At 35.7% G+C, this 12,193-nt stretch carries 14 protein-coding genes; 10 read left to right on the forward strand and 4 right to left on the reverse strand.

The window, feature by feature from the left end:
- A partial coding sequence (locus M014_RS0115840; RefSeq protein WP_026592621.1) for an IS3 family transposase occupies positions 1-325 on the forward strand: 325 nt, incomplete at its 5' end.
- 57 nt (positions 326-382) lie between these two features.
- Here M014_RS0115840 and M014_RS0115845 read toward each other — a convergent pair.
- Together M014_RS0115845 and M014_RS0115850 are read right to left on the reverse strand one after the other, a co-directional pair.
- Positions 383-655, reverse strand: a complete 273-nt coding sequence (locus M014_RS0115845; RefSeq protein ID WP_003199316.1) for an HU family DNA-binding protein — start codon at positions 653-655, stop codon at positions 383-385.
- A gap of 101 nt (positions 656-756) precedes the next feature.
- On the reverse strand, positions 757-1,572 hold the full coding sequence (locus M014_RS0115850) for a formate/nitrite transporter family protein (protein WP_026592622.1): 816 nt from the start codon (positions 1,570-1,572) through the stop codon (positions 757-759).
- A gap of 615 nt (positions 1,573-2,187) precedes the next feature.
- Here M014_RS0115850 and M014_RS0115855 point away from each other — a divergent pair.
- The 7 genes from M014_RS0115855 to M014_RS0115895 all read left to right on the forward strand — a co-directional run bounded on the left by M014_RS0115855 (position 2,188) and on the right by M014_RS0115895 (position 9,769).
- Positions 2,188-2,526, forward strand: a complete 339-nt coding sequence (locus M014_RS0115855) for a hypothetical protein (protein WP_026592623.1) — start codon at positions 2,188-2,190, stop codon at positions 2,524-2,526.
- 308 nt (positions 2,527-2,834) lie between these two features.
- The gene (locus M014_RS0115865; RefSeq protein WP_026592624.1) at positions 2,835-3,374 is read left to right on the forward strand and encodes a DUF420 domain-containing protein; all 540 of its coding nucleotides are present in this window, start codon (positions 2,835-2,837) and stop codon (positions 3,372-3,374) included.
- Positions 3,375-3,605: 231 nt separating this feature from the next.
- Positions 3,606-4,769, forward strand: a complete 1,164-nt coding sequence (locus M014_RS0115875; protein ID WP_026592625.1) for an iron-containing alcohol dehydrogenase — start codon at positions 3,606-3,608, stop codon at positions 4,767-4,769.
- Between the two features lie 159 nt (positions 4,770-4,928).
- On the forward strand, positions 4,929-5,681 hold the full coding sequence (locus M014_RS0115880) for a DeoR/GlpR family DNA-binding transcription regulator (RefSeq protein WP_026592626.1): 753 nt from the start codon (positions 4,929-4,931) through the stop codon (positions 5,679-5,681).
- Positions 5,678-6,589 carry a 1-phosphofructokinase gene (gene pfkB / locus M014_RS0115885; protein WP_026592627.1) on the forward strand — a complete coding sequence of 304 codons (912 nt, stop codon included), beginning with the start codon at positions 5,678-5,680 and terminating at the stop codon, positions 6,587-6,589. Before M014_RS0115880 ends, pfkB begins: the two co-directional genes overlap by 4 nt.
- A 13-nt stretch (positions 6,590-6,602) precedes the next feature.
- Positions 6,603-8,468 (forward strand): PTS fructose transporter subunit IIABC, encoded by a 1,866-nt coding sequence (locus tag M014_RS0115890; RefSeq protein WP_026592628.1) that lies wholly within the window; start codon positions 6,603-6,605, stop codon positions 8,466-8,468.
- Between the two features lie 374 nt (positions 8,469-8,842).
- Entirely contained in the window at positions 8,843-9,769 is a 927-nt protein-coding gene (locus M014_RS0115895) for a 3D domain-containing protein (RefSeq protein ID WP_026592629.1), read from the forward strand.
- Between the two features lie 103 nt (positions 9,770-9,872).
- Here the strand turns inward: M014_RS0115895 and M014_RS0115900 are convergent, their stop codons facing one another.
- The gene (locus tag M014_RS0115900) at positions 9,873-10,109 is read right to left on the reverse strand and encodes a hypothetical protein (RefSeq protein WP_026592630.1); all 237 of its coding nucleotides are present in this window, start codon (positions 10,107-10,109) and stop codon (positions 9,873-9,875) included.
- A gap of 316 nt (positions 10,110-10,425) precedes the next feature.
- Between M014_RS0115900 and miaA the strand changes: the two genes are divergently transcribed.
- Both miaA and hfq read left to right on the forward strand, forming a co-directional pair.
- Positions 10,426-11,376: a tRNA (adenosine(37)-N6)-dimethylallyltransferase MiaA gene (miaA, locus tag M014_RS0115905; protein ID WP_026592631.1), complete on the forward strand. Its 951-nt coding sequence runs from the start codon at positions 10,426-10,428 to the stop codon at positions 11,374-11,376.
- Between the two features lie 25 nt (positions 11,377-11,401).
- Positions 11,402-11,626, forward strand: coding sequence for an RNA chaperone Hfq (hfq, locus tag M014_RS0115910; protein ID WP_000813896.1), 225 nt, complete (start codon positions 11,402-11,404; stop codon positions 11,624-11,626).
- A gap of 65 nt (positions 11,627-11,691) precedes the next feature.
- Here the strand turns inward: hfq and M014_RS30655 are convergent, their stop codons facing one another.
- Entirely contained in the window at positions 11,692-12,042 is a 351-nt protein-coding gene (locus M014_RS30655; protein ID WP_441296546.1) for a Gly-Xaa-Xaa repeat protein, read from the reverse strand.
- Between the last annotated feature and the right edge of the window lie 151 nt (positions 12,043-12,193).

Genomic DNA, 12,193 nt, shown 5'->3' on the forward strand with positions numbered 1-12,193 from the left:
AGAGTGTTTACCTGAAAGTCACCAACTATTGATGCATTCAGATCAAGGTTGGCATTATCAAATGAAACAGTACCGTCACGCATTACAAGAAAGAGGTATCGTACAAAGTATGTCTCGTAAAGGCAACTGTTACGACAACGCAGTAATGGAGAATTTCTTTGGAATCATGAAGTCTGAATTTCTCTACATAAAAGAGTTTGAAAGTGTAGAGCATTTCAAAATAGAATTAGAAAAATATATAGATTATTATAATACCAAACGGATAAAGGCAAAATTAAAAATGAGCCCGGTACAATACCGGACTCACTTTTATCAAGCTGCCTAATGAAATAACCGTGTTTAACTTTTAGGGGTCACTTCATAAACGAGAAGGCTTTTTTTATTATTTTACTGCTTCTTTTAATTCTTTACCAGCTTTAAATGCAGGTACTTTTGAAGCTGCGATTTGCATTTCTTCACCTGTTTGTGGGTTACGACCTGTACGAGCAGCTCTTTCACGAACTTCAAATGTACCGAATCCGATAAGTTGCACTTTTTCACCAGCAGCTAAAGTGTTAGTGATTGATTCTACTACAGATTGCACAACTACAGTAGCTTCTTTTTGAGAAATTTCAGCTGTTTGTGCTACATTTTTAATTAATTCTGTTTTGTTCATATTTTCACCTCATATGTAAATAATGCTATTTAAGTTGTTATTATAACGTATAAAAGAGAAGAGAACAAGTGTACTACAGGTTTTCTATTAAATTCTTTTTGTTAAGCAGTTATAGATTTTTTCTTTAATTCCGTTGTTTCACTTTTTGACTGCACTTGTTTGTTATAGGCTAAGAAGTAAGGAAGTGCTACGAACAGCATACCACCGACTAGGTTTCCAAAGAAGACGACAATGAAATTTGGTAAGTATTCCATCCAAGTTAAATGCCCTGCAAAGATGGCGGCTGGTATAACGAACATATTAGCAACCACATGTTGAAAGCCGATTGCAACGAAAGTCATAACGGGAAACCAAATACCAATCACTTTTCCAGTGAATTCTTTGCTCCCTATACTGAGCCAAACGGCTAAACAAACGAGCCAATTACACCCAATAGCAGAGATAAATGCCTGTAATGGTGTATCATGTAGTTTTGCTTGTGCGATAGATACAGTTTTTGCTAAAAATTGTCCCTCTGTTAATCCGACAATGTGACCGAAAAAATAAGCTACAAATACAGCACCAATAAAATTACTAATCGTAACAATTATTAAATTTTTCAATACTTTAGAGAAAGATATTCTTTTTGAAAACCAAGCAATTGTTACGGTCATCATATTACCAGTCACTAGTTCACCACCGGCAAGGATAACTAAGATTAGGCCGATAGGGAAAACAGCAGCTCCTAGAAAACTAGTAAGGGATCCCCAAGATTTTGGCATTGTTCCAATGACGTGAATATCAAGTAAATAACCTAGTGCGATGAAGGCGCCGCCAAAAAATCCTAGAATCAACATAGGTAGTAGCGGTAAAAGTGCCTTTTTTTGACCTGAATTTGCGGCCAATTCAGTAATTTCTTGTGGTGCATAGACAGACATGACTAACCCCTCCATATTTCAATACATTAATCCATTTCCATTAATGGGTTTTTCAGTCTCATTGATGGTTAAATTGATAAGTCCGGAGAAATGAGTAAAATCCCTCGACTAAGCGTTTTCTCTTCTCAGAACATACTGATGAATTTTTTTGAATGAACACAAAAACACCAAAAATGATAATGTTGGTAAGTAGAAGTAAAAATTACTTAGAGTTATTCTGTAAAAACTTTCATCAAAAATGACATGTAAATAAAAAGTACATACATTGCAAGCATACCAATAAAAGTATGTTACATAATTTGAATATTTTTGTCAATTCATGGTAAACAATTAATTGGTATATTATGTGAAAATGATAGTTTTAATAGTTATATGTGATGAGTATACAAACCTATACAATTTATTGTTGTTTAATTTCTTCAAGTCTTTTTGAAAAAAGGATGCTCTAATAAACAAAATAGTGTATTAGTAAGATATCAGTTACTACAAAAAGTGGTACTTTTTTAATTGTTCAGATACTACAAGAACAAGAAGTATAAGTAGAAAATATGTAACCACTATTGGCATAGTGCATATAGAATATTTTTCTTGACTTTTTATACACGGGCGAGGAAAATGGTAAAAAAGGAAGGAGGGATGATGATGGAAGAGTACGTATTGGATCTTTATAATGTTTTGTATACAACAGATTGGCAAGATATTGTTTCATTTCTTGGGATTGTATTCTGTTTAAAAATTGTAATTGTGTATATGGAAGAGCAAGGTATGTTCTATTCCTTTTCATCTCCGTCCGATTTAGAGCGGGAACCATTGCTCAACTATGCCAATATAAAACAGACGGAACTTCCTTTTATCACATTCTTTATGATTCGATTTATAACAGCTATTGTGAAGAAAAAAGAAGCTGAAGAAGGAGATTGCTATCCGACTTGTACTGTAGTGTTTATAAGCTAAATACAAGGAGGAGAATAATATGTGGTTTCGTTTTCTTATGATTGGTTTCTTTTCATTAACAGCAATTTCTTTAATGGGATATCAAGTATTAGAGATTTTTCAAGCATATAGTGACACGTTTTTTAACAAAAACTAAACGAATTGCTATTTCAATAATAAACCGATAAAATCCTTCTTAAGAAATATAGTTAAGGAGGATTTTTTTGTTTCATATTACTGTGTCAAAGTATTGTCACATTTACACTATGAATAATATGTTAAAATAGTGAGGTTAATTATACATATGTAGAAGAAGAGGAGTGAACAATTTGGTGAATCAATCAACAAATCAGAAAAGCTATGCTCCTATTGTGATAACGCTTTCTGTAATTGTCAATGCGATTATTTTATTTTTGTTTTTTGGACCTGTTGGCTACAAAGGAGAAGTACATTTTGATGTAACAATTTTGCCGATGTTAAATGCAATCTTTAATAGCTTTACATTTGTGTTTTTATTGGCAGCATTGTTTTCTATTATTAAGAAAAATGTGAAGATGCACCGTGGTTTTATTCTCGCGGCATTTATAACAACGTTGCTATTTTGTGTTTCATATTTATCGTATCACTACTTAGCACCAGCAACGCATTTTGGTGGAGAAGGTATTATTAAATATGTGTATTTCTTTATTTTAATTACGCATATTTTCCTTGCAGCAATTATTGTACCACTTGCGTTATTCTCGCTTGTATATGGTTTTACAAACCAATTGACTCGCCATCGTAAGATTGTACGTTGGACGATGCCGATTTGGTTATACGTAAGCCTTTCTGGTGTTATTGTTTACTTAATGATTTCACCGTATTACTAATAAAAACATCTCAGCCTTTTGGCTGGGATGTTTTTATTTCATTTATAGGCCTTGTATACCGCAACTTAAGATTTAAAGAGGGGTAAAGAAGATAGGTGAGGAAAAGCTTGAGTAGTGAGAGTCAACTTTCACTGATGAAAGTTTTACTTTATGAAGCAAATATTTTTGTGAAACGAACAAAATATGTTATACAAAAGTATATTGATTTTTATATTGGAAGGATGGGAAAGTATGCAAAACTTCGTATTTCGTAATCCGACAAAGCTTATTTTTGGCCAAGGGCAATTAGAGCAATTAAAAACAGAGATTCCTCAGTATGGAAAAAAGGTTCTTCTCGTATACGGCGGGGGTAGTATAAAACGAAATGGTATATATGATAATATAATCTCTATCTTAAAAGAAATTGATGCAGAAATTTTTGAGTTAACAGGTGTTGAACCGAACCCACGTTTATCTACTGTAAACAAGGGAATTCAAATCTGTAAAGAAAACGATATTGAATTTATTTTAGCTGTCGGTGGTGGAAGTGTCATCGATTGTACAAAAGCAATCGCCGCAGGTAGTAAATATGATGGTGATGTATGGGACATTGTGACAAAAAAAGCATTTGCAAATGAAGCTTTACCTTTTGGTACAGTACTAACTCTTGCAGCGACAGGTTCTGAAATGAACGCAGGTTCTGTTATTACAAACTGGGAAACGAATGAAAAGTATGGGTGGGGCAGTCCTGTTACATTCCCGCAGTTTTCTATTTTAGATCCAGCGCATACAGCTTCTGTACCAAGAAATCAAACGATTTATGGTATGGTTGATATTATGTCACATGTATTAGAGCAATATTTTCATCAAGGCTCAAATACAGAATTACAAGACCGCTATTGTGAATCTATTTTAAAAACAGTCATTAAAACAGCACCAAAACTTTTAAATGATTTAGAAAACTATGAACATCGAGAAACAATTTTATACTGCGGAACAATGGCGCTAAATGGCATTTTAGCAATGGGTGTCCGAGGTGATTGGGCAACGCATAATATTGAGCATGCTGTTTCAGCTGTGTATGATATTCCACATGGCGGTGGTTTAGCGATTTTATTCCCAAATTGGATGAAGCATGTTTTAGATGAAAATGTAGATCGCTTTAAACAATTTGCGGTGCGTGTGTTTAACGTAGAGACCGAAGGGAAAGCAGATAAGGAAATTGCGTTAGAAGGTATCGAAGCACTACGCAACTTCTGGACATCTATTGAAGCACCATCTCGTTTAGCTGACTATGAAATTGGAGAAGAGAAGATAAATGTAATGGCTGAAAAAGCGATGGTGTATGGTGAATTCGGTCATTTTAAAAAATTAAATAAAGAAGATGTAGTAGCGATTTATAAGGCCTCGCTCTAAAAGGTAAATCTGATTTGAAAACCTTCTTGATAGATATCGAGAAGGTTTTTTTTGATTGAGTTTGAATGAATTGTGATTTATTTTGGTTGTTATTGAATGTTTTTGATTGATTTTTGAATCCGATTTCATTATACTGTAATTAAAGAAGAGGTGAGTGATATGTTAACTCCTGAACGTCATCAGCTAATTTTACAGCTTGTAAGAGAGAAAAAAGTAGTGAAATTACAACAGTTAGTGGAACAAACCGAAAGTTCAGAATCAACAATTCGTCGTGATTTAGTGCAATTAGAAAAAGGGCGTTTATTGAAAAGAGTGCATGGCGGAGCTGCTGTATTAACTGGAAAAGGTGAAGAGCCTACGATGGTTGAAAAATCAGCCAAAAACAGTCAAATAAAAAAGCAAATTGCTAAATATGCTGCGTCTTTTGTAGCAAAAGGTGATTGTATTTATTTAGATGCAGGAAGTACAACGTTTGAAATGATTCCATATTTAACAGATAAAGAAGTTACGGTTGTTACAAATGGCCTTATGCATATTGAAGCACTAGTTGAAAATAATATTCGTGCTTACTTGCTTGGCGGGATGATGAAGAGTCGAACAAAGGCCTTAATTGGTGCAATGGCACAGGAAAGTATGGGGCAATATCGATTTGATAAGTGTTTCCTAGGAGCGAATGGTGTGCATGAACAGCTTGGATATACAACACCGGATCCTGAAGAAGCATCGCTGAAAAAAATGGCGTTAACATTAGCAAATGAAGGTTATTTTTTAATAGATGAAAGTAAATTCGCAGAAGTTGCATTTGCGAAAATTGCAAGTGTTGAAGAGGCAACAATTATTACAAATGCATTAGAAGAAGAACAAGAAGAATATAAACGAAAAACAAACGTAATTGAGGTTGATAAACGATGATTTATACAGTTACTTTAAATCCATCGATTGATTATGTTGTTCAAGTAGAGAATTTCATGCTGGGGACTGTTAATCGAGCAGAAAAAGATATGAAATTTCCTGGTGGGAAAGGGATTAATGTATCCCGTGTGCTTCATCGGCTTGGAATAGATAATACAGCACTTGGGTTTATAGGTGGATTCACCGGCCAATTTATTGAAGGTGTTTTGGAAAATGAAGGTGTTAAAACGAATTTTGTTCATGTAGATGGCGATTCACGTATTAATGTGAAAATAAAGGGACAGGAAGAAACGGAATTGAATGGTCAAGGACCTATTATTACGGATAAACAGCTCGGGCAGTTGATGAACAACATTGAAAATATGCAGGCTGGTGATCATCTTGTATTAGCTGGTAGCATTCCAGCGTCGATTTCTAAAACATTTTATGAAACAATTGCTGCTTTTGGAGCAGAACGTCACATTAACGTTATAGTTGATGCGAGTGGAAATGCGCTTCAGTATGTGATTCGAAATAAGCCGTTTTTAATAAAGCCGAATCATCATGAGCTTGGAGAATTATTTGGAGAAGCGCTTTCAACTGTAGAAGAAATTATTCCATATGGCAGAAAGTTAATTGAGCAAGGTGTACAGAACGTAATTGTCTCTATGGCAGGAGCTGGGGCTTTGTTATTTACAAGTGAAGGAGTATATGAGGCAACTGTGCCAAAAGGAACAGTTATCAATTCTGTTGGAGCAGGAGATTCTCTTGTTGCGGGTTTTGTGGGGATATATGAAAAAACGAAAGATGTTGAGGAAGCATTTCGTTATGGTGTCGCAACAGGGAGTGCAACAGCTTTTTCGGCTGATTTATGTACGAAAGATAAAGTAGAAGAATTATTATCGCAAGTAATGATTACAAAGCGATAGGGGGGAACAGAGTATGAAAATTACAGAACTTTTAAAAAGGGATACCGTTATCATGGATTTGACAGCTTCAGAAAAAGAAGCTGTCATCGATGAATTAGTAGAGAAATTAGAAAAGGCAGGAACATTAAATAGCCTAGCTGAATTTAAAGAGGCTATTTTAAAGCGTGAAATGCAAAGTACAACTGGGATTGGTGAAGGGATTGCTATTCCGCATGCAAAAACAAAAGCGGTCAAACAACCAGCTATTTGTTTTGGGCGTAGTGTAAGCGGTGTCAATTATAAATCGCTTGATGGACAACCAGCTCATTTATTCTTTATGATTGCGGCTAGTGAAGGAGCGAACAATACACATTTAGAAACGCTATCACGCTTATCTACGCTATTAATGGATGAGGAGTTCCGTAAACAATTGTTAGAAGCAAAAAGTGAAGAGGAGCTTCTGCACTTGTTCGATGAAAAAGAAAATGCAAACGAACAAGAAGATGAACTTAGTGAAGTAATAAAGCCCGAAGGAAATGAACCATATATATTAGCGGTAACAGCTTGTCCGACTGGTATTGCTCACACATATATGGCCGCGGATAGTCTAAAGGCGAAAGCAGCGGAGTTAGGAATTGCGATTAAAGTCGAAACAAACGGTTCTACTGGCGTGAAAAGTGGGTTAACGAAAGAAGATATTGAACGTGCAACAGCTATTATTGTTGCGGCAGATAAGCAAGTAGAAATGAATCGCTTTGCTGGAAAGCATGTTATTCAAGTCCCGGTTGCAGACGGTATTCGGAAATCAGAGCAGTTAATTAATCGAGCGGTAAATCAAGATGCTCCAATTTTTAAAGGTGGAAAAGAAAGTAGAGAAGTAGATAGTGGAGAAAAAGAAAATGGATTGGGCATATATAAGCATTTGATGAGCGGTGTAAGTAATATGTTACCGTTTGTAGTTGGAGGCGGAATCTTAATTGCACTTGCTTTTGCTTTCGGAGGAATTCAAGCGGAAGGTCCAATTGCAGAGACTCTCATGACAATCGGTGGAGGAAAGATGGGAGCGTTCGCATTTCTTGTTCCGGTGTTAGCTGGATTTATCGCAAGTTCTATTGCTGATCGTCCAGGATTTATGCCTGGTCTTGTCGGTGGTTTTTTGGCAGCACAAGCAAATGCAGGATTTTTAGGTGGATTAATTGCTGGTTTCTTAGCTGGTTATATTGTACTTGGATTAAAGAAAGTATTAGCAGGTTTGCCAGCTCAATTAGAAGGAATTAAACCTGTTTTGTTATATCCTGTACTTGGTTTGTTACTTACAGGGGTATTAATGTTGAAAGTTGTAAATCCTCCTGTTGTTGCTTTAAATGAGACGTTAACGAGTTGGTTAAATAGTTTAGGTGGTGCAAATGCTATAGTATTAGGTCTCATTTTAGGTGGGATGATGGCTGTGGACATGGGTGGCCCTATTAATAAAGCAGCATTTACATTTGGAATTGCTGCAATTGAAGCTGGGAATTTTGGTGTGCATTCAGCTATTATGGCTGGTGGAATGGTACCTCCGCTTGCAATTGCTTTTGCAACGACATTTTTTAAAACAAAATTTACAGAAGCAGAACGCAAATCAGGTCTTACAAACTATATTATGGGAGCGTCATTTATTACGGAAGGGGCGATCCCGTTTGCAGCAGCTGATCCAATCCGTGTAATTGTAAGTTGTGTTGTTGGGTCAAGTCTTGCTGGTGCATTATCGATGCTATTTGGAATTACATTGCCAGCCCCGCACGGTGGAATATTCGTCATTTTATTAGTAAATAAACCAGTTCTATATATTCTTTCTATATTAATAGGCTCTGTAGTATCAGCTTTGATGCTAGGGATATGGAAAAAGAAAATTTCATAAAAACTCCAAAAGGACAGTTACTCTACTAGGTAGCTGTCCTTTTGGAGTTTTAGATTCGGTTATATATGTAAAATACAAAAGATGTATTACGTAAAAAGACATAATGTAACTAAAAGTTGTAATGTTTCGATGTTTTTTTGTAACAAGAGGGTAACATTATTACTTTTATTGCAAAAAAATATGACCTTTTGAAAGAGAAAAAACGATTAAAACTCTTGAAAATACATATAGAATACAGCATTCTTTCATTCTATTTTATATTACAAAGCATTAATGATTGATTACGAATCGTTTGTAATTATGTGATATCCTAAATCTCTTAAAAAACTGTTGCTATAATGAGGGCACAAAAACAAAGCAAATGGAGGCTATTCATGAAAAAATTAATTGGTATAGCAGCGGCAGCGTTTTTTGGTCTTGGGATTTTCACTACTTCTGCACAAGCAGAAACTGTTGTAACAACAGAGGTATTAAATGTACGCGAGAACCCAACTACTGAATCACAAGTTGTAGGGAAATTATTAAATGGTCATAAATTAGATGTTACAAATACAGAAAACGGATGGTCAAAAATCAAATTAGACGGTAAAGACGTATTCGTAAGCGCAGAATTTACAAAAAGCATCTACTACGTAACAGCAAATGTATTAAACGTACGTGCTGAAGCGAGCACAAACTCAGAAATTCTTGGTACACTGAAGAAAGACGATATGATTGAAACAACGAACCAAGTACAAAATGGGTGGTTACAATTCGAATATAATGGGAAAACGGCTTACGTTCATGTTCCTTTCTTAACAGGTACAGCACCTGTTATTGAAAAACAAGAAACGCCAGTACCTGCAAAAGCAGAAGCGCCTGCAAAAGTTACAGCACCTGCAAAAGCAGAGGCAAAAGCAGAAGTGCCTGCAAAAGCAGAGGCAAAGGCACCAGTAGCACAAGCAAAACCTGCTACTCAAGTGAAAGCAGCAGAAACAAACGCTCCTTCTGGTGGTCGTGAACTAACAGTTGTAGCGACAGCATATACAGCTCATCCGAGCGAAAATGGCGGCACATATGGTGGTCGTGTATTAACTGCAATGGGTCATGACCTAACAGCGAATCCAAACATGAAGATGATCGCTGTTGACCCGAAAGTGATTCCGCTAGGATCAAAAGTATGGGTAGAAGGATATGGAGAAGCAATCGCTGGTGACACTGGCGGTGCAATTAAAGGTAACCGTATCGACGTTCTAGTTGGCTCTGATTCAGCTGCTGATAAATGGGGACGTAAAACTGTAAAAGTGAAAATTTTAAAATAATGCTATTGTTGATAAAGAGATAAATCCAGTTTTCAAATATTGAGTGCTGGTCTTTGAGGCTGTTAGGAATTTCCTAACAGCTATTTTTGTGAGTTTAAAATTATTAAAATGGATACACAGTTCGGCCTGTAATAATCTTATAGGCACTGCAAAATTGAGTTTGTGCATATTGTTTAGTTGGTTCATCTAAAGTTTGATTGTTGGATAATGTATGAAAGGAACGTAGTAAACAATTTAAAGCGAAATATAATTCTTCTTGTGAGCAGTTTTTTTCTTTTACTGCTGTTGCCAAAATGAGTTCTTCCGTTAATGTTGAGAAATTAATGGTAGCTTGTCCGATTTGCATTGTATCCTCTCCAATCCTATTTTTTATCATGTATATGTACCATTGGACAAACTATGTCAATTTTATCTCGCTATTTGGGTAGTAACACCCTAACCATAAGGTTCAAAGAGAAGGGAGGGAAAATTTTTTCTATTTGTTAGGAGTAATAATCAGTAGGGGAAGCAGATGGTCCTGTTGGTTAATACTGTATCGTGCCTATTTTTTGAATTTCATTTACCGTATTGAAAGAACTTGCATTATGACTATTAAAATTGGTAAGATTGGGTATAATGATCAGATGGATAAGATTACATAAAGAGAGTTGAAGTATATGGGAGAAATGCAGCGCGAAAAAGTTGCTGTTATCATCGGACCAACTGCGGTAGGAAAGACAAAATTAAGCATTGATCTTGCAAAAGCGTTAAATGGTGAAATCATTAGTGGAGACTCGATGCAAATTTATCGTAAGATGGATATCGGGACAGCTAAAGTAACAACAGAAGAAATGGAAGGAATTCCGCATTACATGATCGATATTAGAAATCCAGAAGATTCATTTTCTGTGGCGGAATTTCAAGAGCTTGTTAGAGGGCATATTCGAGAAATTACGGAACGTGGAAAACTACCCATTATTGTTGGTGGTACCGGTCTTTATATACAATCAGTTTTATATGACTATCAGTTTACAGATGAAGCTGGAGACCTTGTATATCGAGAGAAACTGGAGAAATTAGCGATAGAAAATGGTGTAGAATATATACATAAGAAACTGCAAGAGGTAGATCCAGAAAGTGCGAATCGTATTCATGCGAATAATGTAAGGCGTGTCATTCGTGCTCTAGAAATTTTTCATACGACAGGGCAGAAGATGAGTGATCAACTTGAAAAACAGGAAAATGAGTTATTATATGATGTTTCATTAATTGGCTTGACTATGAATCGTGAAATGTTATATGATCGCATCAACTTACGTGTTGATCTTATGGTGGAACAAGGGTTGGTACAAGAGGTAAATACTTTGTATGAAAACGGAGTTCGAGACTGCCAATCTATTCAGGCGATTGGTTATAAAGAATTATATAATTATTTCGAAGGGCATGTTTCGCTAGAAGAAGCAATAATGCAATTAAAAACAAATTCACGTCGCTATGCAAAACGTCAACTAACATGGTTCCGTAATAAAATGGATGTTACATGGTTTGATGTGACCGACGGTGAAAAAACAACAGAAATTTTACGGTACATAGAAGGAAAGCTGCAACTAAAGTCGAATAATAAGTAAGTAGAGAAAAAGAGGAGGATTCGACATGAAGCAATCAATCAATATTCAAGATCAGTTTTTAAATCAACTCCGTAAAGAAAATACGTTTGTGACGCTGTACTTATTAAATGGTTTCCAGCTTCGTGGACTGATTAAAGGTTTTGATAACTTTACAGTTTTATTGGAAACAGAAGGTAAGCAACAGCTTATTTATAAACATGCTATTTCTACATTTGTTCCACAAAAAAACGTTTCAATTGAATTAGAGTAGAAAAATGTACATAGTAAAAAGAGCGAGAAATTCGCTCTTTTTTATTTATATATTTTAGAAATCCTTTAATAAATACGGAAGATAGAGAGGATGACAGTAGTGTCACCTGTCTCAGGAATGGTAATTGTATTAGTAGTAGATTGGATAGTAATCGTAGTTTTGGCTTTTAAAGTTTCAATTGTTAAAAATGTAATGGAACTTCCAATTGCGTTTGCTGAGAAGTTATCTGAAGGTATGTTGCCATTAATGGAAATGCCAAAGCCAAAAGGAGCTGATCCTGAAAATAATGTTGAAGCTGAAAAGTCAATGATATAAACACCATCTTCAAGAATTGTGATTGTATCTGTTGTATTGAAATGTATGTTATTTATGTTTGATGTAAGGTTAAACTGTATGTTTTGGTTGGGTTCTATAATTTGTGGAAGTGTATTTTTTAGTACAGCTGTAGTTACTGGAAAGTTAAACCCTTGAGGCCCTCGTTCGCCCTGAAGTCCTCGTTCGCCCTGAAGTCCTTGTTCGCCCTGAGGTCCTCGTTCGCCCTGAAGTCCTTGTTCGCCCTGAGGTCCT

Origin of the sequence: Bacillus sp. UNC437CL72CviS29, from assembly GCF_000482345.1 — a bacterium.
GTDB lineage: Bacteria > Bacillota > Bacilli > Bacillales > Bacillaceae_G > Bacillus_A > Bacillus_A arachidis.

Coding starts and splice junctions, on each gene's coding strand:
- M014_RS0115845 (WP_003199316.1), bottom strand. CDS start 655: ATGAACAAAACAGAATTAATTAAAAATGTAGCACAAACAGCTGAAATT.
- M014_RS0115850 (WP_026592622.1), bottom strand. CDS start 1,572: ATGTCTGTCTATGCACCACAAGAAATTACTGAATTGGCCGCAAATTCA.
- M014_RS0115855 (WP_026592623.1), top strand. CDS start 2,188: ATGGTAAAAAAGGAAGGAGGGATGATGATGGAAGAGTACGTATTGGAT.
- M014_RS0115875 (WP_026592625.1), top strand. CDS start 3,606: ATGCAAAACTTCGTATTTCGTAATCCGACAAAGCTTATTTTTGGCCAA.
- M014_RS0115880 (WP_026592626.1), top strand. CDS start 4,929: ATGTTAACTCCTGAACGTCATCAGCTAATTTTACAGCTTGTAAGAGAG.
- pfkB (WP_026592627.1), top strand. CDS start 5,678: ATGATTTATACAGTTACTTTAAATCCATCGATTGATTATGTTGTTCAA.
- M014_RS0115890 (WP_026592628.1), top strand. CDS start 6,603: ATGAAAATTACAGAACTTTTAAAAAGGGATACCGTTATCATGGATTTG.
- M014_RS0115895 (WP_026592629.1), top strand. CDS start 8,843: ATGAAAAAATTAATTGGTATAGCAGCGGCAGCGTTTTTTGGTCTTGGG.
- miaA (WP_026592631.1), top strand. CDS start 10,426: ATGGGAGAAATGCAGCGCGAAAAAGTTGCTGTTATCATCGGACCAACT.
- hfq (WP_000813896.1), top strand. CDS start 11,402: ATGAAGCAATCAATCAATATTCAAGATCAGTTTTTAAATCAACTCCGT.